The organism is Hymenobacter aerophilus DSM 13606, from assembly GCF_000382225.1.
Taxonomy (GTDB): Bacteria; Bacteroidota; Bacteroidia; order Cytophagales; family Hymenobacteraceae; genus Hymenobacter; species Hymenobacter aerophilus.
This window is the reverse complement of sequence record NZ_KB907836.1, coordinates 1-22,969: the sequence shown is the minus strand read 5'-3', so window position 1 is coordinate 22,969 and position 22,969 is coordinate 1. Positions and strand designations below refer to the sequence as shown.

At 64.3% G+C, this 22,969-nt stretch carries 19 protein-coding genes; 10 read left to right on the top strand and 9 right to left on the bottom strand.

Features of this window, described 5'->3' with window-relative positions; translation table 11 throughout:
• Positions 1-41: 41 nt before the first annotated feature.
• The 3 genes from H145_RS0117635 to H145_RS0117625 all read right to left on the bottom strand — a co-directional run bounded on the left by H145_RS0117635 (position 42) and on the right by H145_RS0117625 (position 4,374).
• Positions 42-2,486 carry a TonB-dependent receptor gene (locus tag H145_RS0117635; protein ID WP_019949483.1) on the bottom strand — a complete coding sequence of 815 codons (2,445 nt, stop codon included), beginning with the start codon at positions 2,484-2,486 and terminating at the stop codon, positions 42-44.
• A 73-nt stretch (positions 2,487-2,559) separates the two neighbouring features.
• The gene (locus tag H145_RS0117630; protein ID WP_019949482.1) at positions 2,560-3,132 is read right to left on the bottom strand and encodes a hypothetical protein; all 573 of its coding nucleotides are present in this window, start codon (positions 3,130-3,132) and stop codon (positions 2,560-2,562) included.
• 138 nt (positions 3,133-3,270) lie between these two features.
• Complete coding sequence (locus tag H145_RS0117625; RefSeq protein ID WP_019949481.1) at positions 3,271-4,374, bottom strand: Mrp/NBP35 family ATP-binding protein; 1,104 nt, start codon at positions 4,372-4,374, stop codon at positions 3,271-3,273.
• A 140-nt stretch (positions 4,375-4,514) separates the two neighbouring features.
• Here H145_RS0117625 and H145_RS0117620 point away from each other — a divergent pair, with 140 nt between their 5' ends.
• The 8 genes from H145_RS0117620 to H145_RS0117585 all read left to right on the top strand — a co-directional run bounded on the left by H145_RS0117620 (position 4,515) and on the right by H145_RS0117585 (position 15,098).
• Entirely contained in the window at positions 4,515-5,771 is a 1,257-nt protein-coding gene (locus H145_RS0117620; protein ID WP_169513214.1) for a hypothetical protein, read from the top strand.
• Between the two features lie 72 nt (positions 5,772-5,843).
• Positions 5,844-7,919: a DNA primase gene (gene dnaG / locus H145_RS0117615; RefSeq protein WP_019949479.1), complete on the top strand. Its 2,076-nt coding sequence runs from the start codon at positions 5,844-5,846 to the stop codon at positions 7,917-7,919.
• A gap of 155 nt (positions 7,920-8,074) precedes the next feature.
• Complete coding sequence (locus tag H145_RS0117610; protein WP_019949478.1) at positions 8,075-9,151, top strand: potassium channel family protein; 1,077 nt, start codon at positions 8,075-8,077, stop codon at positions 9,149-9,151.
• A 213-nt stretch (positions 9,152-9,364) separates the two neighbouring features.
• Positions 9,365-10,588: a glycosyltransferase family 4 protein gene (locus tag H145_RS21945; RefSeq protein WP_019949477.1), complete on the top strand. Its 1,224-nt coding sequence runs from the start codon at positions 9,365-9,367 to the stop codon at positions 10,586-10,588.
• Positions 10,572-11,780 carry a glycosyltransferase gene (locus tag H145_RS21940; RefSeq protein ID WP_169513213.1) on the top strand — a complete coding sequence of 403 codons (1,209 nt, stop codon included), beginning with the start codon at positions 10,572-10,574 and terminating at the stop codon, positions 11,778-11,780. Before H145_RS21945 ends, H145_RS21940 begins: the two co-directional genes overlap by 17 nt.
• Before the next feature lie 176 nt (positions 11,781-11,956).
• Positions 11,957-12,760, top strand: a complete 804-nt coding sequence (gene proC / locus H145_RS0117595; protein WP_026351607.1) for a pyrroline-5-carboxylate reductase — start codon at positions 11,957-11,959, stop codon at positions 12,758-12,760.
• Between the two features lie 185 nt (positions 12,761-12,945).
• A complete protein-coding gene (locus tag H145_RS0117590; protein ID WP_019949474.1) occupies positions 12,946-14,196 on the top strand; it encodes a bifunctional 3,4-dihydroxy-2-butanone-4-phosphate synthase/GTP cyclohydrolase II in 1,251 nt (416 codons plus the stop codon).
• Positions 14,197-14,309: 113 nt separating this feature from the next.
• Positions 14,310-15,098: a hypothetical protein gene (locus H145_RS0117585; protein WP_157541759.1), complete on the top strand. Its 789-nt coding sequence runs from the start codon at positions 14,310-14,312 to the stop codon at positions 15,096-15,098.
• A gap of 155 nt (positions 15,099-15,253) precedes the next feature.
• Here H145_RS0117585 and H145_RS0117580 read toward each other — a convergent pair whose 3' ends face one another.
• Positions 15,254-17,002 (bottom strand): M14 family metallopeptidase, encoded by a 1,749-nt coding sequence (locus tag H145_RS0117580; protein WP_019949472.1) that lies wholly within the window; start codon positions 17,000-17,002, stop codon positions 15,254-15,256.
• Between the two features lie 262 nt (positions 17,003-17,264).
• Positions 17,265-17,705: a DoxX family protein gene (locus H145_RS21935; protein WP_019949471.1), complete on the bottom strand. Its 441-nt coding sequence runs from the start codon at positions 17,703-17,705 to the stop codon at positions 17,265-17,267.
• Positions 17,706-18,004: 299 nt separating this feature from the next.
• Here H145_RS21935 and surE point away from each other — a divergent pair, with 299 nt between their 5' ends.
• Positions 18,005-18,889 carry a 5'/3'-nucleotidase SurE gene (gene surE / locus H145_RS0117570; RefSeq protein WP_019949470.1) on the top strand — a complete coding sequence of 295 codons (885 nt, stop codon included), beginning with the start codon at positions 18,005-18,007 and terminating at the stop codon, positions 18,887-18,889.
• Between the two features lie 149 nt (positions 18,890-19,038).
• Here the strand turns inward: surE and H145_RS0117565 are convergent, their stop codons facing one another.
• The 3 genes from H145_RS0117565 to H145_RS0117555 all read right to left on the bottom strand — a co-directional run bounded on the left by H145_RS0117565 (position 19,039) and on the right by H145_RS0117555 (position 21,481).
• Positions 19,039-19,218 (bottom strand): hypothetical protein, encoded by a 180-nt coding sequence (locus tag H145_RS0117565; protein ID WP_019949469.1) that lies wholly within the window; start codon positions 19,216-19,218, stop codon positions 19,039-19,041.
• Positions 19,219-19,296: 78 nt separating this feature from the next.
• On the bottom strand, positions 19,297-20,625 hold the full coding sequence (locus H145_RS0117560) for a sensor histidine kinase (RefSeq protein ID WP_019949468.1): 1,329 nt from the start codon (positions 20,623-20,625) through the stop codon (positions 19,297-19,299).
• A gap of 169 nt (positions 20,626-20,794) precedes the next feature.
• Entirely contained in the window at positions 20,795-21,481 is a 687-nt protein-coding gene (locus tag H145_RS0117555) for a response regulator transcription factor (protein WP_019949467.1), read from the bottom strand.
• Positions 21,482-21,653: 172 nt separating this feature from the next.
• Here H145_RS0117555 and H145_RS0117550 point away from each other — a divergent pair, with 172 nt between their 5' ends.
• Positions 21,654-22,373 (top strand): TIGR04283 family arsenosugar biosynthesis glycosyltransferase, encoded by a 720-nt coding sequence (locus H145_RS0117550; protein WP_019949466.1) that lies wholly within the window; start codon positions 21,654-21,656, stop codon positions 22,371-22,373.
• Between the two features lie 76 nt (positions 22,374-22,449).
• Here H145_RS0117550 and H145_RS0117545 read toward each other — a convergent pair.
• On the bottom strand, positions 22,450-22,969 hold a 520-nt coding region (locus H145_RS0117545; RefSeq protein WP_019948846.1), incomplete at its 5' end, for a transposase.

The following is a 22,969-nucleotide window of genomic DNA, read 5'->3' as shown; positions in this document are numbered from 1 at the left end:
CCCTTGGTAGCTGTTGGCGGCCAAAAGGCGACTTTAATTTATCAAAACTCCACGATAAACCCAATCGTGGGTAGCACCGTAGCGCCGGTGTTGTCGAGCAGCACCGGGACGCCGTTGCTGCCGTCGGGGCGCAGGGGCTGGCCGTCGGTGGAAACGAATTCGGCGTTGTCGGAGGTGCGCTGGAAGGCGTAGCTGGGCACGGCGGGCGACTTCAGGGCCAGCGCATTCTGCACATCCACGTAGAAATCGAAGGTGAGGCGGCGCAGGTTGATTTTCTTGTCGAGCCGGAAATCGAGCTGCTGGAAGGTGCCCAGGCGCTGGGTGTTGAGGCGGCCGTAGTCGAGCACGCCCTGGCCGATGGTGAGGTAGTTGGCCTGCGAAGCCGCCGCGTTGAAGGGCGTGTAGGGCGCGCCGCCGGCCAGCCGGTACTTCAGGCCCAGCTCCCAGCCCCGCCCGAACTTGCGGCCCAGCAGCGCCGAGGCCAGGTGCCGGGTGTCCCAGGCCGAGGGCATGTAGCGGCCATCGGCCCCGGTAAACTCGCTGTTGAACAGCGTGTAGGAGGCCACCGCGTAGAGGTTGCGGGTGAGCTGCTGCTGGAAAAACAGCTCGCCCCCGAAGGCCCGGCCCCGGCCGGTGCTGGTCACGGCCTCGTTGCCCAGGGCAATAAAGTCGCCGCCTAGGTTGGCCAGCGAGATGCCGTCGCGCACGTTCACCGGGTAGTGGTCGTACTGCTTCCAGAAACCTTCGAGCGTGAGGCGGCGGCTGGCGCCGGGCAGGAATTCCAGCCCCGCCACGTAGTGCGTGCTGCCGATGTAGCGGTTGGATTGGTTCACGAGCTGGCCGGCATTGTCGCGGAAGCCGAGCAGGGTGGAGGGCGGGATTTTGTAGTAGCGGCCCACGCTGGCGTTCAGATTCCAGCGGGGCGTGAGGGCGTAGGTGGCCGAAATGCGGGGCGAAACGGTGCGCAGCAGCTTCGCCCCGCCCTCGGTGAAGCTGTTGCCATCGGTGCGCACCCCGGCCGAGAGCGTAAGCCGGTCGGCCGCCAGAAACGAGCGGGTGAGTTGGCCGAACGCGCCGAAGCGGGCGAAGTCGAGACTGGAATTGAAATCGACCGTGACGGCCGGCTGCTGCACCGTGCCATCGGGGGCTACCACGGCCTGGCGCAGGCGGTTGAAAAAGCGGTTGTCGTAGTGAATGAGCTGGCCCACGGCCCCGTAGGCGTAGCGCCAGCGGCCGGCGCTGCGGTTCACATCGAGGCGCAGCTTGTTCTCGGTTTCGCCCGAGCGCGTGAGCAGCACGCGCCGGCTTTCATCACCCCGGTTGGCCGAGCCACCCTCAAAAAAATCGACCTGATTGCGGAGCTGGGTGCGACTGGCGGCCAGGTTGAGGTAGCCGCGGGGCAGCAGCTGGCGCAGGCTCAAACCCACGGTGTAGTTCCACTGGTCGATGGTGGGCGTGTTGCGGATGATGTAGGCCTTCTCGGGCGTGGTGGAGCGCGGCACGGCTACCTCGAAGTGGTCGAGCGCGCCCAGTCCCAGGGCCGTGAGGGTGGTTTTGGGCCCCAGCTTGGAGGTAATCTTGAACTGCGAATCCCAGTAGTCGGGCCGGATGGGCAGGTCAATCAGCTTGAACAGCACCTGCAGGTAGGAGCGGCGCACGGAGGCCAGAAACGTGGTGTTGGGCGCCAACGGGCCTTCGAGGGTGCCTGCCACCTCGGTGCCGCTCAGGCGGATGTTGCCCTGCACGCGGTCGGGGTTACCCTCGCGCTGCCGGAACTGCAGCACGCTGCTCAGCACGTTGTCGTAGCGGGCCTCAAAGGCGGAGGTGCTCAGCGTTACCTCGTCGATAAAGCTCACGTTGAGCATGCCAGCCGGCCCGCCCGCGCTGCCCTGGGTCTGGAAATGGTTGATGACCGGCACCTCGATGCCGTCGAGGTAGTACACGTTTTCGTTGGGCGCCCCGCCCCGGATGATGATGTCGTTGCGGAAGCCGGCGGTGCCGCCCGTGCCGCCGCCGCCCACACCGGGCAGCACCTGCACCACCTTCGAAATGTCGAAGTTGCCGCCCGGGTTGCTCTTGATTTCCTGGGCACTCAGCCGCTGCACGCTCAGCGGCGTTTCGGCCGTCGCCACCCGAATGGCCCGGCTGGCCACCACGGTCACCTCGCCCAGCTGCTGCTGACTGGCCACCAGCTCCAGGCCCACAATGTTGGCGTTGCCGCTGGTGATAACCACGTTGGCGCGCAGCAGCGGCTCGTAGCCGATAAACGAAGCCCGCACGTTGTAGCTGCCGGTCGGAATATCGGCCAGCCGGAAGCGGCCCTGCTCATCGGCGGCCGTGTCCAGGCTGCTGCCCTCCAGCGTGATGGTGGCGCCCGGCACCGGCTGCTGGGTGGCCCGGTCGCGCACGGTGCCGCTGAGCACGCCCGTTTGGGCCAGGCTGATGAGCGGCAGCAGCCACAGCAGCAAAATATAAAGGAGGCGCATAAGCTGCTGGCGTTCAGAAGAGGAAAGAGGAGTTCTGCCTAAACCCAACCAGGCCGGCGAGGTTTTGGACTGGCTACTTGCGCCGCACCGGCCGGGCGCTTAGCTGGCCGCGCAGTTTCAGCACGTAGGCCAGCAGACCGGCCGCGAGCAGGGCCAGGGCGGCGGCCAGCACCTCGCGGCCGGTGCGGGCGCCGGTGGCGTCGTCGGCGGTGGCCTGGAGGTCGCGCATTTTGCGGGCCTGCTGCCGCTCGCGCTCCTGCAGGTTCAGCACCTGGTTTTCGAGGTCGTGGAAACGCTGCTGGGTGCTGCTGCGGTCGGTTTGGGCCACGGTTACCTGCTGCTTCACCTGCTGGTTTTCGGCCACTACGGCGGCCGTCTGGCGCAGGGTGGCCGCCTGCACGGCCTGGATGAGCTCGGTGTCTTTGCGGATGATGCCTTTAAGGGCGTCCACCACTTCCTGCAGGTCTTTTTTGCTGGGCTTATTGGCCAGAAAGGCGTTACGCTGGCCGTTGGCGGCTTCGTACTGGCTCACCAGCTGCTGGCGCTCGGCAATCAGGCGCGGGATGGTGGGGTCGGGCGGAGCGGGCGTTTGGGCGGAGGCAGCGGAGCCGGCGAGGGCAAGCAGAACGGGCAGCAGGATTTTCATGGGCGCAAAGATTGGCTTTCTGGTGGTTTCCTGCCCCAAACGCTAAAAAAGCGCGGCGGTTACCCGGCTGCTCATCGAACAACCCGGTAACCGCCGCACGAACTTCCGCAACTCGGCAAAGAAGCCGGCCGAAAAAGTCTACCGCTTTATCTCGACAATATTCGTCTTGGGCGCCACAGCGTTGCGGATGCTCACCTGGCGGGCCACTTCCTCGGCCAGCTGCCCGAATACGGCGGCGGCCGGCGAATCTTGCTGCAGCATCACGGGCGTGCCCTGGTCGCCGTTTTCGCGGATGCTCTGCACCAGCGGAATCTGGCCCAGCAGCGGCAGCTCGTGCTTTTCGGCCAGTGCCTGACCACCGCCCTGCCCGAACAGGAAATACTTGTTGTCGGGCAGCTCGGCGGGGGTAAACCAAGCCATGTTCTCAATCACACCCAGCACCGGCACGTTGATTTGCGGCAGCCGGAACATCTGCAGGCCCTTCTCGGCGTCGGCCAGCGCCACTTTCTGGGGCGTAGTCACGATGACGGCGCCCGTTACGGGCACGGTCTGCACCATGGTCAGGTGGATGTCGGACGTTCCGGGGGGCATGTCGAGCAGCAGGTAGTCCAGCTCGCCCCAGTCCACTTCCGTAATAAATTGCTTGAGGGCCGACGACGCCATCGGGCCGCGCCACACAATGGCCGACTCGGCGGGGGCCAGAAAGCCAATGCTCATCAGCTTCACGCCATGGGCCTCAATGGGCTGGATGCGGTTCTTGCCGTCCTCGCCCTGGAACACGTGCGGCCGGGCGGCTTCCTGCCCGAACATGAGCGGCATCGAGGGGCCGGAAATATCAGCATCCACGAGGCCCACGCGGGCGCCGGTCTGGGCCAGGGCAATGGCCAGGTTGGCCGTCACGGTGCTTTTGCCCACGCCACCCTTGCCCGAAGCCACGGCAATAATGTTCTTCACGCCGGGCAGAATGTCGCGGTTCTGGCGCATAGTCGTCACCCGCGAAGTCATCACGATAACCACCTCGGCGTCCTTGTCAACCATCGTATGGATGGCCCGCTCGCAGGCGTCGTGGATGAGCTGCTTGAGCGGGCAGGCGGGCGTAGTGAGCACGACGGTGAACGACACGCGCCGGCCCTCAATCTGCACGTCCTCAATCATGTTGAGCGTCACGAGGTCTTTGCCCAAATCGGGCTCCTCGACGTAGCTGAGGGCTTTGAGAACGGCTTCTTTGGTGATAGTGGCCATAGGTTGTGCGGGTAGGGTACGAGGTGCAAAGATAACCCGGAAACCGGGGCAGCAGCAGCGGCAGAAAAAAGCGGATAGCCGGGGCAACTATGGTGTACTTCCTGCCATCTTAGCCACTGTGCCCTTTCTTCCCTTGTTTTATGCTGTTGACTTCACTTCTGCAAATGCTAGCGGGCCGCCGGGTGCGGCTGCTGGTGGCGGGTGCTTTGCTGGCTGTAGCTGCTAAAGCCCGGGCGCAAACGCCCACCGCCCCCGCCGACACCACCTTGCAGCGCCTGGTGCGCACCCATCAGTTTGCACTGGCCCCGCAGGGCAGCCAGTTTGGTGGGCCCGGCTGGGATAAGCTCCGGGCAGATATTGAGAAAAGCCAGCTGGTGCTTATCGGCGAAGACCACGGCATGGCGCAGATTCCGGGTTTTGCGGCCGCCGTGGCGCGGGAGCTGAAGCCTACGCTATACGTGGCGGAAATCGACCGCTACCAGGCGCAGGACCTCAGCCGGCTGGCCGCCCAGCCGGGCCTGCCTGCTTCGTTTCTGCGGCAGCATCCCATGGGACTGTCGTTTTACAGCTGGGCAGAAGAATTTGAGTTGGCCCGGCAGTTGCGAAGCCAGCACACTACAATTCTGGGCATTGAGCAGGTGGGCATTGCCATGCCGGGCCGGCTGTATGAGTTGCTGGCCGAAAAAGTAAAAAGCAAGCCGGCCAAAATCTACCTGCGGGCGCGGGCCACCGCATACCAGGCCCGCGACCGGGCCAGCATGGTAGCCGGCGGCGATACGCCGGGCACGATGCTCTGGTTGAAACCCGCGGCCCTCGACAGCCTCCGCGCCTTCACCCGGCCCGAAAGCCCGGAGGTGCAACGAATGGCAGACGATTTCGCGGCCAGCTACCAGATTTACCAGGCCGGCAGCCACCGGCCCCGCATTAACCTGATGAAGCGCAACCTGCTGCGGGAGTTGCAGCCCTACCAGCCCGCGGGCCAGCCGCTGCCGAAGATGCTGTTTAAGTTTGGCGCCAACCACGCCGGGCAGGGCCGTAGCATCTGGGGCGACATCTACGACGTGGGAAATCTGGCCAAAAATCTGGCCGACATCCACGACCAGAAAACGCTGCACATTTTCGTTGTCGGCAAGCAGGGCACCCAGGTAGGCGGCCAGCACCCCGACGACTTCACCAAAAACGTGGTGCGCTACTCCTACGCTCAGGAGGCAATGGTGCTGCCCTTCGTAGCCAACACGCCGGCCGGCAGCGCCTGGCAGGTGTTCGACGTGCGCCCCCTGCGCCGGGCCATGCTCTACGAAGGACTCAAAATAGCCACGCCCGAGCTGGAAGCCACCATTCTGGGCTACGACTACGTGGTGATAATCCCCGAAACCACGGCCAGCCGCAACTTTTAGCAGCGCCCCGTTCCGGCTTCTGCTGCACGAGAGAAGTTGGGGCGCCGCCGGGGTGTGCTACCTTTGCCCGCTATGGCCCGCATCCCCAAAGAAACCGTCGACCAGATTATTCACCACGCCGATATTGTGGAGGTGGTGGGCGACTTCGTGAGCCTCAAGAAGAAGGGCCAGAATATGTGGGCCTGCTGCCCGTTTCACCATGAGAAGTCGCCGAGTTTTTCGGTGGCTCCCGCCAAGGGGCTCTACAAGTGCTTCGGCTGCGGCAAGGCGGGCGGGGTGGTGCAGTTCATCATGGACATCGAGGGCACCAGCTACGTGGAGGCCCTGAAGTACCTGGCCAAAAAGTACGGCATCGACGTTCAGGAAGAGGAAAAGACCCCCGAGCAGCAGCTGGCCCAGAACGAGAAGGACTCCCAGTTTATCGTATCCAACTGGGCCAAGGACCACTACCACCACCTGCTGGAGCACGACGATGAGGGCCAGAGCGTGGGCTGGAGCTACCTGCGCCAGCGCGGCCTTAACCAGACCACCATTGCCACTTTCGAACTGGGCTACTCGCTCGACCAGTGGGACGACCTGATTAAGGCGGCCGAAAAAGCCGGTTACGAGCGCAAATACCTCGAGAAAACCGGCCTCATCGTGGTGAAGGAGGACGACAACGGCCAGGACACCGGCCGGCGCTACGACCGGTTCCGGGGCCGGGTGATGTTCCCGATTCATAACGTGAGTGGCCGGGTGATTGGTTTTGGGGCCCGCACGCTCAAGCCCCACGACAAAACGGCCAAGTACCTCAACTCGCCCGAATCGGAGATTTACCATAAATCCGACGTGCTGTATGGGCTCTACCAGGCCCGGCAGGCCGTGCGCAGCGAGGAGCAGTGCTATTTGGTGGAAGGCTACCTCGACGTGCTGAGTTTGCACCAGGGCGGCGTGAAGAACGTGGTATCCACCTCCGGCACCTCGCTCACCGACGGGCAAATTAGGCTCGTGAAGCGCTACACCGACAACGTAACGGTGCTCTACGACGGTGACGCGGCCGGCATCCGAGCCTCGCTGCGGGGCATCGATATGCTGCTCGAAGGCGGCCTGAACGTGCGCGTGGTGCTGTTTCCCGACGGCGACGACCCCGACAGCTACATCCGTAAAGTCGGCGACCAGCGCTTCAAGGACTACCTTGAAACGGCCAGCCAGGACTTCATCCAGTTCAAAACCGAGCTGGTGAGCCGCGAGGCCGCCCACGACCCGGTGAAGAAGGCTGAGGCCATCCGCGAAGTGCTCCAGAGCATCGCCAAAGTGCCCGACCCGATCAAGCGGCAGGTATTTCTGCAGCAGACCTCGCAAACCTTCGGCATCGACGAGCAGGTCATCATCAGCGAGTACAACAAGCTGGCCCGCCAAACCACGCCCAAAACCAGCAGCGGCGGCAGCTTCAATGGCGGCACTACCAGCACTGGCGGCAGCGGTACCGGGTTTCAGCCCGGAGCCAACAACCAAAAACCACCCACCAAAACCCAGCTCAGCCCCGAAGAGGAGGCCGAAGCCCTCATGTACGGCGCCTCGCCCGAGGATCTGGCCGGCAGTGGCGGCACAGCCACCGAGGAGCAGGACCTAGAGCCGGTGCCTGATGTGCTGGAGCGCTGCGAGCGGGAGGTGATCCGGCTGCTGCTGCTGTACTCGGCCCAGCCGCTGGCCCCCGAGGTGAGCGTGGCCCAGTACCTGCTCGAACAGCTCGACGACACGACGTTCAAAACCGGCATCTATGCCGATATGCTGCATTTGTGCCGCGAGGAGCTCAACCAGGGCCGCTGGCCCGAAGTGCGCACGCTCATCCAGCACGGCCGCGCCGATATCCGGAGCGTAGTGGCCGAGCTGGCCACCGAAAAGTACGAGCTGAGTCCCAACTGGACCACCCACCAGATTTACGTGCCCCGCGAGCTGGACGTGCTGCAGCCGGCCTGCGACAACGCCATCCTGCGCCTCAACAAAGTGAACGTGGAGCGCGAGCTGGCCGTGCGGCTCGAAGCCCTGCGCAACCCCACCGACGAGGCCGAGATGCTGGAAAACCTGCAAACCATTCACCTGCTCAAGCAGATGGACAACCAGTTGGCTGGTATGCTGGGCACGGTGATTCCGCGTCTGAGCCTGTAACGCGAAGACGTGAGCTTGTAGCGCGAAACGGGTTTGCGCGGTACAGTTTCGGGCGAGCTACTGATATTCCCGTCTTGCCATTGCGCCCCGGCATTGCGTTCTTGCGTGGCGCTAAGTTCCGGTGCTGAGCCGGCCGTTAACCGCCCGAATCGACCATGCCACCTTCCACTTCGCCCCCGCGCTTCGGCTTGCTGCAGTACCTGCACAACGCGTGGCGGCGCTTCAACCTGGGCCGCATTGTGGGGGCGCTGGCGCTGATGACCGGCTCGCTGGCCACCGGCGTGCTGGGCTTTCGCTGGATTGAGAACTACTCGCTGCTCGATGCGCTGTACATGACCATGATTACCGTTTCGACGGTGGGCTACGAGGAAGTGGCCCCGCTGTCGGATGCGGGTAAGCTGTTCGTGTCGGTCTACATTTTGTTTAACCTGCTGATTCTGGCCTACCTGCTGTCGGTGCTGAGCGCCTACATCTTCGAGGGCGGCCTGCGCACCATGTTCGCCATGCTTAAAAACGACCAGCAAATCCGCCAGTATTCCGGCCACGTGATTGTGTGCGGATTCGGCCGCAACGGCCGCAAAGCCTGCCTAGAGCTGCGCGCCAGCGGGGCCGATGTGGTGGTAGTGGAGCAGAACGACGCCGTTCTCAGCGCCGCTTCCGAAGACGAATACGGCCCGCTGGCCGTGGTGCGCGGCGACGCCACGCTCGATGAGTCGCTGCGCGAAGCCGGCATCGAGCGGGCCCGCGCCCTCATCACGGCCCTGCCCAAAGACGCCGACAACGTGTTTGTAACCCTCACGGCCCGCGAGCTGGCCCCCAGCATCAGCATCGTGGCCCGCGCCAGCCTCAAAAGCTCCGAAACCAAGCTGCTGCGCGCCGGCGCCAACTCGGTGGTGATGCCCGACGAAATCGGGGGCTCGCACATGGCCAACCTCATCATGCGGCCCGAGGTTATCCGGTTTCTGGACATGATTACGGGCTTGGGGCCGCACCGGCTGCGGCTGGAGGAAATGCGGGCCGAGGAGCTGCGCCCCGAGCTGCGCGGCCAGAGCATCCGCCAGCTCGACATCCGCTCGCGCACCGGCGCCACCGCCATCGGCCTGCGCCACGAATCGGGCGGTTTCACCATCAGCCCCCCTTCCGATATGGCCCCCGGCCCCGGCGACGTGCTGCTGTTTCTGGGCACCGAGGAACAGATTGTGCGCCTGCTGGACCTGTTTCGGGCAGTGTAATTGCTGGTTGTCAGTAAGCGAACTGTCATTCTGAGCGCCGCGAAGAATCTCGCGGGCCAAAGTAATTTCCAACGCCTGAGTTACCACTGCCCGCGAGATTCTTCGCGGCGCTCTGAATGACAGCTCGCTTACTGACAACCAGCAACCGCCAACCAAAAACCAACAACCGGCAATTCGTAGCTTTACGCGCCCTTCCAGCCCGCCGCTTCCTTCGTGCATATCCTCCAAATCTGCCCGCGCGTTCCGTTTCCGCCCACCGATGGCGGGGCCATTGCCATGTACGACGTGGCCGCCGGCCTGGCCCGCGCCGGCCACCGCGTAACGGTGCTGGCCCTCAACACGCCCAAGCACCGGCAGCCCACCGACGTGCTCGACCACCTGGGCCCCAACGTGCGCCTGCTGACTGTGGACGTGGACACGCGCCTTTCGCCGCGCAAGGCTCTGCAGAACCTGCTTTCCAGTTCGTTGCCTTATAATGTGGAGCGGTTCGTGAGTCCGGCCGTGGAGGCGGCACTGGGCGAATTACTGGTCCGCGAGCAGTTTGATGTGGTGCAGGTGGAGGGCACGTTCGTGGCCTGGTACGTGGCGGCGCTGAAGCGGCTGGCCCCTACGGTGCCGGTGGTGCTGCGGGCTCACAACGTCGAGCATACCATCTGGCAGATGCTGGCCGACAAAACCCGCAACCCGCTCAAAAAGTGGTATCTGCGCCAGCTGGCCGGCCGCCTGCAGCGCTTCGAGCAGCAACTGCTGCCGCGCTTCGATGCCGTGGCCGCCATCACCGAGCCCGACCAGCAGCGCCTGCGCCGGCTGGGCTGCCCCGAGCCGGTGGTGTTCGTGCCGGCCGGCGTCGAGCTGAGCCGCTTTCGGCCCGATGCGGCCATCCGGCCCCGCCCGCGCACGTTGTGCATGCTGGGTTCCTTCGACTGGCTGCCCAACCAGGAGGGCCTCGACTGGCTGCTGCGCGAGGTGTGGCCCGCGGCGCGGCGGCAGTTTCCGGAGCTGGAGCTGCATTTGGGCGGCAAGAATATGCCCGAGCGGTTCCGGCTGCTGCGGCTGCCCGGCGTCACGGTGCACGGCTTCGTCGAGTCGGCGGCCGATTTCATGCAGCAGTACGAGCTGATGCTGGTGCCGCTGCTGAGCGGGGGTGGCATGCGCATCAAAATCATCGAGGGCATGGCCCTGGGCAAGTGCATTCTGAGCACCACGCTCGGGGCCGAGGGCATCCACGTAAAGCCCGGTTTTGATATCGTGGTGGCCGATTCGGCGCCGGAGTGGCTGGCGCAGCTGGGCCGTTACTACCGCGGCGAGCTGCCGGCCGCGGCCATCGGGCAGGAGGCCGCCCGCACCACGGCGCGGCTGTATAACAACGAGCGGGTAGTGGAGAGCTTCGTCGATCTGTACACCATTCTGCTGCCCGCCCGTGCCGCCACTACCTGACGTCGTGCTGGCGGCGGCCACGTTCTGGGGCAGCCTGCTGCTGGTGGCCCATACCTACGTGCTGTACCCGTTGCTGCTGGCCCGCCTGGCCCGCGGCCGCCGGCAAAATGCCGAGGTGTACGCCCCTGGCAGTTCGGAGCTGCCGGCCGTGGATGTGCTGCTGGCCGTGTACAACGAGGAGCAGGTTATCGAGGAGAAAATCCGCTCCACGTTCGCCACCACCTACCCGCCCGAAAAGCTTACCTTCTACATTGGCTCCGACAACTCCGCCGACCGCACCAACGCCCTCATCACCCAACTGGCCGCCGAAAATCCGGGCCTGAAGTTCCGGCCGCTGAGCCAGCGTACCGGCAAGCCGGGCGTGATGGAAGTGCTTTCCGAGCAGGCCACCGCGCCGGTGCTGGTGCTCACCGATGCCAACGTGTTCTTCACGCCCGAGACCCTGTATGAGCTGGTGAAGCACTTCCGCAACCCGGCCATTGGGCTGGTGGGCGGCCACATCCTCAACCCCGTCCACCACCAGGCCGGCATTTCGGGCCAGGAGAAAGCCTACCTGGAGCGCGAAAACCTGATTAAGTACCAGGAGGGCGTGGTGTGGGGCAGCATGATGGGCGCTTTCGGGGGCTGCTTTGCGGTGCGCCGCGCCTGCTACCACCCGGCCCCGCGCGGCTTCATCGTCGACGACTTCTTTATCTCGATGGCCGTGCTCCAAAGCGGCTACCAGGCCATCAACGAGCTGGCTGCCGTGTGCCACGAAGATGTGTCGGATAAGCTGCCCGAGGAGTTCCGGCGCAAGGCGCGTATTTCGGCCGGCAACTTCCAGAATCTGGCGGCTTTCCGCAGCCTGCTGTGGCCGCCGTGGCGCGGCGTGGGTTTCGCGTTCTGGTCGCACAAGGTGCTACGCTGGCTCACGCCGCTGCTGTTGCTGCTCATGCTGCTGAGCTGCGCGGTGCTGGTGGCGCGGGGCGGTGGCGGGCTGTACCGGCTGCTGCTGGCCGGGCAGCTACTTGCGCTGCTGCTGCCGCTGCTCGATGCCGCGCTGCATCGGCTGGGCATCCATCTGCGGCTGCTGCGCTTCATCAGCCATTTCTACTCCATGAATGCGGCGCTGCTGCTGGGCTTCTGGCGCTACCTGCGCGGCATCAAAACGGCCGTCTGGGAGCCCACGGCCCGGTTTCAGGGCAAGCGGTGAACGGAAGGGTAATAAGAACTTCTGTCATCCTGAGCTTGCGAAGGACCTATACAGAAAGTATAACTTGACGTTAGCTTCTGTATAGGTCCTTCGCAAGCTCAGGATGACAGGCAGCTTTCAGGATGACAGGCAGCTTTCAACCTCTCACCATCTCACCAAATCACCTTATGCAACCACTGCGCATTGCCATTCTGGGCTGCGGTAATATGGGCCTGGCCTTTGCCAAAGCCTTTCTGCACTACAACCTGGTGGCCCGGCCCGATTTGCTGCTGGTGGCCCGCCACGACGAGCACTGCCAGCGCCTGCAACATCAGCACCCCAACCTGCCCGTTGCCGAAATAAGCGCCGCGCTGGCCGACTATACCGTGGTGCTGGTGGCCGTGAAACCCCAGGATTTTGGCTTGGTGGCCGCCGGGCTGCGGGCGGTGCTGCAGCCGGCGCAGGTGGTGGTGTCCATTATGGCCGGCATTCCGATGGCGCGGCTGCAGCGCGAGCTGGCCCACCGGCAGGTGATGCGGGCCATGCCCAACGCGCCGGCGCTGCTGGGCATGGGCATCACCGGGTTTTCGGCCGCGCCCGAAGTCGAGCGCAGCCGCCTGCACCAGGTCGAGAACCTGCTGAACGCCACCGGGCGCTCGATTTTTCTGGAAGATGAGGGCCTGCTCGACGCCGTGACGGCGGTGAGTGGCAGCGGCCCGGCCTACTTCTACTTCCTGGTACAGGCCATGATGCAGGCGGGCCAGCAGATGGGTTTCTCGGAGTCGGTGGCCGGGCTGCTCGTCAAGCAAACCATGCTCGGCGCCTACCACTTGCTCAACAGTTCCTCGCAAAGCCCCGACGAGCTGATTGCCGCCGTGGCCTCGAAAGGCGGCACCACCGAGGCCGCGCTGCGCGAGTTCAAGTCGGGCAACCTGGCCGAAACCCTGATTGCCGGCATGAAAGCTGCCCAACACCGCGCCACCGAGCTGGCGAATGAGTGATTTGGTGACTTGGTGATTTGGTGGCACGGCTCACTCATTCGCCAAATCACCAAACCACCAAATCGCCAAATCACCACTGCGTAACTTTGCCCCGCTGCCGCTGGTTGTAGCAGCAGCGGCCCGGTAGCCCGCAGGGCGCTACAAAATCCGTGAAATCCGATAAAATCCGCGCTAATCCGTGTTCCATGCTTGATTTGATTGAAGACGCCATTGCCGATATCCGCGCTGGTAAGGTGGTGGTGGTGGTTGATGATGAAGACCGCGAAAATGAAGGCGACTTCATCTGCGCTGCCCGCTGCGCCACGCCCGAGGTTATCAATTTTATGGCCACCCACGGCCGGGGCCTCGTGTGCGCCCCGCTGCTGGAGCAGCGCTGCGAGGAGCTGGGCCTGGAGCTGATGGTGGGCCGCAACACGGCCCTGCACGCCACGCCGTTCACCGTGAGCGTCGATTTGCTCAAGAACGGCGTGACCACCGGCATTTCGGCCTCCGACCGTTCCAAGACCATTCTGGCCCTCATCGACCCCGAAACCAAGCCCGAGGAGTTGGGCAAGCCCGGCCATATTTTTCCGCTCAAGGCCCGCAAAGAGGGCGTGCTGCGCCGCGCCGGCCACACCGAAGCGGCCGTGGACTTGGCCCGGCTGGCCGGGTTCGAGCCGGCCGGGGTGCTGGTCGAAATCCTGAAGGAAGACGGCGAAATGGCCCGCCTGCCCGAGCTGCGCGAAATTGCCGACAAGTGGGGCCTGAAGCTTATTTCGGTGCAGGACCTCATCAAGTACCGCCTCGAAAAGGAAAGCCTGATTGCCCGCGAGATTTCGGTGAAGCTGCCCACCGACTTCGGCGACTTCGACCTGATTGCCTACACCCAGCGCAGCACCAACGCCCAGCACCTGGCGCTGGTAAAAGGCGATATTTCGGGCCCCGAGCCGGTGCTGGTGCGCGTGCACAGCTCCTGCGTAACGGGCGACATCTTCGGCTCGTGCCGCTGCGACTGTGGCCCCCAACTGCACCGCGCCATGCAGCAGATTGAGCGCGAGGGCCGTGGCGTAATTGTGTACATGAACCAGGAGGGCCGCGGCATCGGCCTGCTCAATAAGTTGCGGGCCTACAAGCTCCAGGAGCAGGGCCGCGACACGGTGGAAGCCAACCTGGAGCTGGGTTTCGGCATGGATGAGCGCGACTACGGCGTGGGTGCCCAGATTCTGCGCGACCTGGGTATCAGCAAGATGCGGCTGCTCTCCAACAACCCCCGCAAGCGCACCGGCCTCATCGGCTACGGCCTGGAGGTGGTGGAATCGGTGGCCATTGAAGTCGAGCCCAACGAGCACAACGAGCGGTACCTGACCACCAAGCGCGACAAGCTGGGCCACACCATTCTGCACGACAACGGCGCCACCAATGCCGCTGCCGAGGTGCACAGCCCCGCGACTAAGTAAGCCAACGCAAACTCTTGCATCCGGGCGGCCCGGTCAGCATTGCTGGCCGGGCCGTTTTGCGTGCAGGCGGGCCAAGGCGTGTATATATGGGCGCAACCAGCTAACTTGAGGGTATGAGAAATCTGTTTTATCCGCTACTGCTGGCCTTGATTCTGCCCCTGACCGGGCTGGCCCAGCGCGGGGGCGGGCAGGGCTTCACCCAGCAGTTTGCGCAGGGCAGCGTGCTGCTCAGCTCGGGCGATACACTCAGCGGGCCGCTGGCGCTGCACCGGGGCGAGGAAACGCTGACCATGACCCTGCCCGACAACACCGTGCGCACGCTGCCGGCCGTGAACGTGCAGAGCTTTGCCGTGCGCGGCGAGCAGCAGCTCGACCGCAGTCGGGAGCGGTTTTACTACGACGATTTTTACGCCATGCGGCAGGGCTACTACTCGGGTACCCCGTACAACATTGCGCCGCCGCCCCGCCGCCGCGAGCGGGCCGATACCAACCTGCTGCGCGTGTTTCGGGTGTACCGCTGGAATCGTGACAACGATTACAGCGACTTCCGGGCCCCCGGTTTCTTCGAGCAGCTCAGCGGTGGCCCCGTGATTCTGCTGCGCCGCGAGGGACTGGTCGAGCGGCCCATCACGGCGGCCAGTCCTTACGGCTACGGCGGCTACAGCGGTATGCCCGGCCGCCCGATGGGCTACTACACCGAAGTCAAGGACAACTTTTTCCTGGGTCTGCCCGACGGCACGGTGCTGCCCCTACGCACGCCCAAAAAGGACCTGCCCAACTACTTCCGCGCCCAGGCCCGCCAGCTGGCCCAGTACGCCAAAACCAACAACCTCAACTACACCGACGCCCGCGACCTGGCCTACCTGGTGAACTACGCCAACTCCCTGCAGGAGGTGAAATAGTGAGATGGTGAAATGGTGAGTTTGACGGTCTGTCATCCTGAGCGCAGCGAAGGACCTGGACAGAAGGTAATGTCAAAGGTTAGCTTTTGTATAGGTCCTTCGCTGCGCTCAGGATGACAGACGTTGTCACCATTTCACCACCTCACCATCTCACCTTAAAGTACCCGCAGCACGGGGTAGCGCAGGTGGCTGGGCTCGTAATGGTCGGATTGGCGGTAGAGCCAGTCGAGCTGGGCGGGGCCGCTGGCGGCGAAGGTGGGGTCGGCCTGCTTCTTTTGGTTGAGCTGGGCTTGTAGCTCGGGCTTCTGGCGGAGCAGCTGGGCGGCCAGGTCCTCGAACACGTAATCGGAGAAATACTCCTTCTGCTGGAGCACGCTGTCGAAGAAACCCCAGGCAAAAAACGAGTCGGTGGCCTGGGGCTCCAGGGTTTCGATGAGGTAGCGGGCGGCGGGCTGATTGAGGGCGATGTAGTAGTCGCCGCGCAGAAACTGGCGGGGCTGGCGCACCTGGTGCAGCTGCACTGCGGAGTGCAGGTAGTGGCCCTCGTAGGGCCGGGGGCTGGTTTTGTAATCCTGGATGTAGTACGTCTCGCCATTGATAACCGTGTCGGCTGACAAGGGCCGCATTTGCACGCCCGAGAGGCGCAGGCGCTCGGCCACTTCGCCCCAGGCCTGGGGCAGCACGTAGGCGCGGGGCCGCTGCACGGTGGCTGTGGGCACAAAGGTGTTGTAGTACGGAATGGGCTTGACGTAGGGCGCCTTGCGGTCGTAGTACAGCCGCGGCTGGCCGCTCACGTCGCTGGGCCGGGTTTTGCCTTCGTAGCCGCGGAACGTGAACCGCTCGGCCTGGGTGGTGTCGAGGCGCCAGCCCAGGGCAAACTCCTGCTGCTGCTGGCTGAGGCGCGCCGCCTCAGTGCGGGCGGTGGCCAGCGCCGCGCGTTGCCGCTGCACCGTGCCAATCAGCAGGCTCAGGAAGTCGTAGGTGGCCCGCACGCGGGGCGTGTAGGCCTTCAGCATGTGCGTTTCCGTCACGAAGCCGATGGTGTTGAACAAGGTGGTGTAGCCGGTGGAGTAGCGCGGCGTTTCCAGAAAACCCAGCAGCCCACGGGCGTCGGGCGTGCGGCCGGCAAAGTCGATATAGGGCGCCAGGTACCACTTTTTGCGGTCCATGCCGCCGTAGAGGGCCGGCAGCAGTTCGCGTTGCATGTACTGGCTCAGGGCGGGGTGCAGCTTGTCTTTCTGGGTGGCGATGAGCGTGAGCGTGTACTGGTAGTCGGCGCCGTTGGAGGTGTGGGTGTCGATGTACACATCGGGCTGCCAGCGCTGAAACAAAGCCGCAAACGAGCGGGCATTGCGCGAATCCTGCTTGATGTAGTCGCGGTTGAGGTCGAGGTTGCGGGCGTTGCCGCGGAAGCCGTAGCTCTCGGGCCCGTTCTGGTTGGTGCGGGTGCTGGTGTTGCGGTTGAGCGCCCCGCCCACGTTGTAAATCGGAATGATGACCAGCACCACATCGTCGAGCTGGCGGCGCAACGCCTTTTTCTGCACGTAGTCGCGGGCCAGCATCAGGCTGGCGTCGATGCCCTCGGGCTCGCCGGGGTGGATGCCGTTCTGAATGAACACAATGCGGCGTCCCTTGGCCCGCAGCGAGGCCGGCTCCATATCCCCATCGCCCGACACCACCACCACATGCAGGGGCCGGCCGCTGTCGGTGGTGCCCGCCTCGCGCAGGCTGATTTCGGGATACGCCGCATCCAGCCGCTGGTAGTAGGCCAGGCACTCGTCGTAGGTGGCCGTGGTGTTGCCGTTGCCGAGCTCGAAGGGCGTGCGCCAGTCGGCCGGTGCCGGAGCGGCAGCAGCGGGGGAGGAGGCAGTCAGCAGCAGCGAAAGTAGGGTGGGCAGGAGCATGGCAGGGGTAGTTGGCGGTGGGCAAAGATGTTTAATCCGCTTAACTTGCCCGCCCCGCTGCCCCGTCAGGTCAGCCAGACATCGGAACGCCTGCCCCCGAACATCACTATCTTTTGTCTCGAACATAGTAATGTCACGAGTATGACATCAGTATGTCATACTCGTGACATACTGATGTCATATTTAGCCTGTTGCTTGCACCAGCGGTAACGACGCGATGGGCCGCGTCGTTACCGCTACCGGGCGTGCCTCGCGCCGGGCGCTAGTACAGCCGGCGGCGCTGCGAGTTCGGGAACAGCACCTCATCGAGGCTGAAGCGGCCGGGGCCCGCAAAGGCCAGGCCCAGGAACAGGAAGGCCGATTCGAGGGAGTGCGAGTAGCCGCTGAACCCGTCGCCCTGGCTCAGGTGCATAATGGTGGCCACCGTCATGGTGCCCAGCAGCAGCACGCAGGCCCAGCGGAAAAACAGGCCCACTGCCAGCAGCTGCCCGCCGATGGCCTCGGCAAACGCGGCCAGAAAACCCCAGAATGCCGGCGCGAAATCCAGGCCCACCAGCTTCATGGTGCTGCCGATTTCGGCCCAGGCCGCCGGGCCGCCCGTGAGTTTGGGGTAACCATGCACGGTGAACATGAAGCCGATGCCCACGCGCAACAGCAACAAACCCAAATCATGCGTGCGGTAACGGTTTTCAAACAAAGCCATAAGCAGACGACCCAACGAGCCGGAGCAGAAAGTAAGACGGAAACAGGGCGCCGGGGCGTATATAGGGAGGGCAAAATACATTATTTGTGGCATTGTCCAAGCTGCGGCTCTGCGCCCAGGCTACGCCGGGGCCGCGCCGGGGCCGTGCGCTACGGTCGAGCCTGGCATACTTCTGCCGGCCGGCCGGGCCGGCCACCGCGCCAAAACATCCGGCCGCCGCGGGGCGTTTAGGAGCGCGCCCGCCGGTGGCCGTACCTTTGGTGCCGGCAATTTTATTCATCTCTCTAAGTCCGCTGCCCGTGTCTGTACCTGCCCCCGCTAAGCCGCTCATCCTCATTTCCAACGACGACGGCATTACGGCCCCCGGCATTGCCACGCTCGTGCGCGTAATGCGCCGGCTGGGCGAAGTGGTGGTGGTGGCGCCCAACTCGCCGCAGTCGGGCATGGGCCACGCCATTACCATCGGCAAGCCCCTGCGCCTCGACCCCAACCCTATTTTTGAGGGCATCGAAGCCTACGAGTGCAGCGGCACGCCCGCTGACTGCGTGAAGCTGGCCAAGCACCAGGTGCTCAAAGACCGGCGCCCCGACCTGGTGGTGTCGGGCATCAACCACGGTTCCAACTCGGCCGTGAACGTGCTGTACTCGGGCACCATGTCGGCGGCCATTGAGGCGGCTATTGAGGGGCTGCCGGCCATCGGCTTTTCGCTCTGCGACTACGGCCACGATGCCGATTTCTCGCACGCCGAGGAGTGGGTGGAGCTGCTGGCCCGGCAGGCGCTGGCGCACGGCATTCCGGCCGGCACGGCCCTGAACGTGAACATTCCCAAGAAATCGGACCAACCTATTGCCGGCGCCCGGCTCTGCCGCCAGGCCCGGGCCAAGTGGCAGGAAGAGTTCGACCTGCGCCACGACCCTTATAAGCGGCCTTATTACTGGCTGATCGGGGCCTTCGTGAACGAGGACCAGCGCCAGGACACCGACGAGTATGCGCTGGCCAACAACTACGTTTCCATCGTGCCCTGCCAGTACGACCTGACCTCACAGGCCGGCCTGCAGCAGATGCAGCAAACCTGGGAGCTGTCGGCGGCGCCCGAGCCGGCCACCGCGGGCGAAGCACTGCCCCTCGAAGCGCCCGGCAGCGCCACGCCCGGCCCCGGCGAAACCGCCGCCGGCCTGGGGTAGTGGTGAGTTGGTGAAATAGTGAGTTGGTGAACCGCCTGTCATCCTGAGCGGAGCGAAGGACCTTATCACGCCGGAGCGAATCGTTGTTACGGTCGTTTTAGCGTGATAAGGTCCTTCGCTCCGCTCAGGATGACAGGCGGTTCACCAACTCACCGATTCGCCGTCTGCTTCACCAACGAAACGTGCTTGGGCAGGGCGGCGCGGGCCGGCTTGCGCACAACGGGCACGGCGGCCGGCGGCCGAACGGTGGCGGGCGGGCTCGGCAGCCAGCGCACGGCCAGCCAGAGCAGAAACAGGAGCAGCGCCAGGCCCAACAGCAGCTTTTTCATGGGCAGAAAGTAAGGGCGGGAGAAAGTCAGTCTAAAACTAGCTGCCCCGCATGAAGCCCGCGTGAACCCGTTGCGCCGCTACGGCAGCCAGAGCGTAAACGTGGTACCCTGGCCCGGCTCCGATTCTACCGTGAGGCGGGCCTTGTGGAACTCGGCAATGGTTTTGGCAATGGGCAGCCCCAGCCCGTAGCCCTCGGGGGCCGAGGCGCCCGCCTGAAACCGCCGGAACCGGTCGAACAGGTGGGGCAAATGGGGCGCCGCAATGCCCGGGCCGGTATCGGTTACGGCCAGCTGATAGCCCCCGCGCGGCCCCGGCCGGCCCGTTACAACGATGCGCCCCCCCTCGCGGTTGTATTTGATGGCGTTGCTGATCAGGTTGAAGATCAGCGTGAACAGCAGCGTGCGGTTGGCCTGGGGCAGCACGTAATCGGGCCGCAGGTCTTCCTGCAGCTGAATCTCCCGCTGCGAAAGGCGGTCTTCCAGCTCAGTGACCACATCGGCCAGCACCGCCGCCACCGACACGGACTCGTCGCGCAGAAACTGCTCGTTTTCGATGTTGGCGATGAGCAGCAGCGTTTTTACCGTATTGCGCAGCCGGTACAGCGTTTTCTGCGACTCCACCAGCTTCAGCGAGTGCGCCTCGCCCAGCGTCGGGTCCTGCAGCATGTTCTCAAACCTCGTCTGCAGAATGCTGACCGGCGTGAGCAACTCGTGCGACACGTTGCTCATAAACTCGCGCTCCTTCTCGAAGGCCGACTGAATCTGCCGCATCATGTCGTTGAGGCTGTCGTCGAGGTGGCGGAAGTCGGTGGTGGTCGTCGTCAGCGGCTCGTAGGAGAAGGCCGAGGGGTGGCGCACGCCCTGCAGCTTGCGCACAATCAGGCGGTGCAGCGGCTGCAGCAGGTAATGCACGAAGGCGGCGTCGGACAGGATGGTGAGCAGCGCCCCAATCACGAGCACCCACAGCGCCATGCGCCGCAGCGTGGCCGTCAGCAGCTCCACGGTGGCCAGCGACGAGCCGATTTCGAGGCGGTAGCGGCGGCCGTTAGAGGTGAACTGCCGGCTCAGAATCCGGAAGTCCTCCACTTTGTTATCCACCTGCCGGGGCTCGTCGAAGATGCGCGTGGCGGGCAGCGCCGGGCTGCTGGGAGCAGCCGGCAGGGGCGTGAGGGTGATGTATTCCTGCTTAAGGATGTTGTAATCAGCGTATTCCTCGCCCTGCACGAAGGTCGAAATCCCATCGCGCCGGATAAGCTCCAGCACCTGCTCGCACTTCTCGCGCAGCTGCTCATCGGTGTGGCCCACCGCCACGCGCCCCACAACGGGCGGAATCAGCACCACCCCCAGCAGCACTAGCAGCAGCTTCGACAGCGCATTGAACAGGGCCAGCTTGGCTTCGAGGCGCATTATCTAAAGGGTTCGGGGATTGAAGGACCTAAAAGAACGTCATTCTGAGCGAAGGCGCAGCCGTAGTCGAAGAATCTCGCGTGCCAAAGTAAATCCTGACGGCAGGGTTACTATTGCACGCGAGATTCTTCGCTGCGCTCTGAATGACACGGTTTTCCCTGTATATCGCTCACTTCTCGCCCTTGATAGTGTACCCGATGCCGCGCACGGTTTCGATGAAATCGGCGGGGGCGAACTGGCTGAGCTTTTTACGCAGGTTCTTGATGTGCACATCGATGTAGTTGGAGTCAGAGTCGTCTTCGAGCACGTTGCCCCACAGGTGCTCGCCAAGCTGCAGCCGCGTGAGCACGCGGTTGCGGTGCAGCAGCAGGTAGTGCAGCAGGTCGAACTCCTTTTTGGTCAGCGGCACATCGTGGCCCTCGTAGCGAATGGTACGGCCGGTGGCATCCAGCTCGAAGCCCGTGCCAAAGGCCATTTCCTGGCGCTTGAGGCCGAATTTGCGGCGCGTGATGGCCTGCATGCGGCTCTGCAGCTCCAGCAGCGAAAAGGGCTTGGGCAGGTAGTCGTCGGCGCCCAGGTCGAGGCCCTTCACCCGGTCGTCGATGGCGCCGCGGGCCGTGAGGACAATGAACGAGGCCTCCTGGCTTTCGTTGCGGCGGGCTTCGCGCAGCAAATCGAGGCCGTCGCCGCCGGGCAAACCCAGGTCGAGCAGCACGAAATCGTAGCTGTTGACGAATATTTTCTCCGAAGCCTCGGCGTAGGTAAAGGCCGAATCGACCAAGTATTGCGACTCTACCAGAAACTGCCGCACTTCCTGGTGCAGGCTTTTTTCGTCTTCTACCAGCAAAACGTGCATAGGGGGCCGGGGCTAAATGAAGTCCCAACTTACGCACCCGGCCGTGAAGGACCGATGAAAACGGCCCGCCGACTACGGGCCGCCGCCCCCAAATGTGGCCCGCCGGCCGGCAGCCGCCCCGCTGGCTGCGTATGCAGGGTTGAAACCGCCCGCTGCCTGCCCCTGTATTCCTATGCCTTCCGGCCCCGCTACTTCGCCCGCTTTCGTCAGCGTCATCATCCCGGCCTACAACGAGGGCGGCCACATCGGGCGGCTGCTGGCCCATCTGCAGCGCATCTGCGGCCCTGATGAAGCCGTGGAAATCCTGGTGGCCGACGGCGGCAGCGTCGACGGGACGGTGGCCGAAGCAGCGGCCCACGGAGCCCGGGTGGTGCCCTGTCCGCGCCGGGGCCGGGCGGCCCAGCTCAACCACGGCGCCGCCCACGCCCGCGGCGCCATCCTGTACTTTTTGCACGCCGACACGCTGCCGCCCGCCACGCTGCTGCCCGACCTGCGCGCCGCCGTGGCCACGGGCGCGGCGGCCGGCTGCTACCGCCTGCGCTTCGATGAGGCGCACTGGTTTCTGGCCGCCAACGCCTGGTTCACCCGCTTCAACTTCAACGGCATCCGCTACGGCGACCAGAGCCTGTTTGTGCAGCGGCCCGTTTTCGGGCGGGCCGGCGGCTACCGCGAGCAAATGCAGCTGCTCGAAGACCAGGAAATCGTGGGCCGGCTCCGGCGGCACGGGCCGTTCCGGGTGCTGACGGGCTACGTTGTTACGTCGGCCCGCCGCTACCGCCGCAACGGTATTTACCGCCTCCAGGGCGTGTTTGCGCTGCTGACCGGCCTCTACTGGCTCGGCGTTTCGCAACCCCGACTGGTACAGCTGTACAAGCGGCTGGTGCGGGGCTGAGGGGAAGTTTAAACACCATTTGTCATCCTGAGCGGAGCGAAGGACCTATACAGAAGGTATATCTAGTAGGTCAAATCTAATTGGTTGTCGGGTATAATCGTTTGAGCTTGATCCGGGCGTCGGCGGTGGTGAACTGCCAGTTGGTGGGCGTGCCGCGCTGGTTGCGGGCCAGTTGCCACGCCTGGCAGTGGGTTTCGAGGGCGGGCCGGTCAGGCACGCGTTGGGGCAGCCCGTGGGTGAGCAAGGCGGCAAACTCGATTTCGGCCATGTTGAGCCAGGAGCCGTGCTTGGGGGTAAACACGAACTCGACCCGCTGCAAGAGCGCGTGCGCCCGCGCCGGCTCAAAGACCTCGTAGAAAGCGGCCGGCTGGTGGGCCGATAAATTGTCGAGCACCACCGTCACGCGCTCGGCCTGGGCGTAGTCGTGCTCCAGCAGCCGAGCCACGACACGGGCGAACGTGAGCCGGTCGTGGCGGTCCTCGACATGCACCCGGCGGCGGCCGGCCAGCGGCTCGTGCAGCATGTAGACCTGGGCTACGCCCTGGCGGTGGTACTCGCAGTCGTAGCGGGTGCTGCCGTCGGCCAGTACGATGGGC

What these genes read in the sequence shown, in the direction of transcription:
- H145_RS0117635 (WP_019949483.1), bottom strand. Translation starts at nt 2,486, where the DNA reads ATGCGCCTCCTTTATATTTTGCTGCTGTGGCTGCTGCCGCTCATCAGC.
- H145_RS0117630 (WP_019949482.1), bottom strand. Translation starts at nt 3,132, where the DNA reads ATGAAAATCCTGCTGCCCGTTCTGCTTGCCCTCGCCGGCTCCGCTGCC.
- H145_RS0117625 (WP_019949481.1), bottom strand. Translation starts at nt 4,374, where the DNA reads ATGGCCACTATCACCAAAGAAGCCGTTCTCAAAGCCCTCAGCTACGTC.
- H145_RS0117620 (WP_169513214.1), top strand. Translation starts at nt 4,515, where the DNA reads ATGCTGTTGACTTCACTTCTGCAAATGCTAGCGGGCCGCCGGGTGCGG.
- dnaG (WP_019949479.1), top strand. Translation starts at nt 5,844, where the DNA reads ATGGCCCGCATCCCCAAAGAAACCGTCGACCAGATTATTCACCACGCC.
- H145_RS0117610 (WP_019949478.1), top strand. Translation starts at nt 8,075, where the DNA reads ATGCCACCTTCCACTTCGCCCCCGCGCTTCGGCTTGCTGCAGTACCTG.
- H145_RS0117590 (WP_019949474.1), top strand. Translation starts at nt 12,946, where the DNA reads ATGCTTGATTTGATTGAAGACGCCATTGCCGATATCCGCGCTGGTAAG.
- H145_RS0117585 (WP_157541759.1), top strand. Translation starts at nt 14,310, where the DNA reads ATGAGAAATCTGTTTTATCCGCTACTGCTGGCCTTGATTCTGCCCCTG.
- H145_RS0117580 (WP_019949472.1), bottom strand. Translation starts at nt 17,002, where the DNA reads ATGCTCCTGCCCACCCTACTTTCGCTGCTGCTGACTGCCTCCTCCCCC.
- H145_RS21935 (WP_019949471.1), bottom strand. Translation starts at nt 17,705, where the DNA reads ATGGCTTTGTTTGAAAACCGTTACCGCACGCATGATTTGGGTTTGTTG.
- H145_RS0117565 (WP_019949469.1), bottom strand. Translation starts at nt 19,218, where the DNA reads ATGAAAAAGCTGCTGTTGGGCCTGGCGCTGCTCCTGTTTCTGCTCTGG.
- H145_RS0117560 (WP_019949468.1), bottom strand. Translation starts at nt 20,625, where the DNA reads ATGCGCCTCGAAGCCAAGCTGGCCCTGTTCAATGCGCTGTCGAAGCTG.
- H145_RS0117555 (WP_019949467.1), bottom strand. Translation starts at nt 21,481, where the DNA reads ATGCACGTTTTGCTGGTAGAAGACGAAAAAAGCCTGCACCAGGAAGTG.
- H145_RS0117550 (WP_019949466.1), top strand. Translation starts at nt 21,654, where the DNA reads ATGCCTTCCGGCCCCGCTACTTCGCCCGCTTTCGTCAGCGTCATCATC.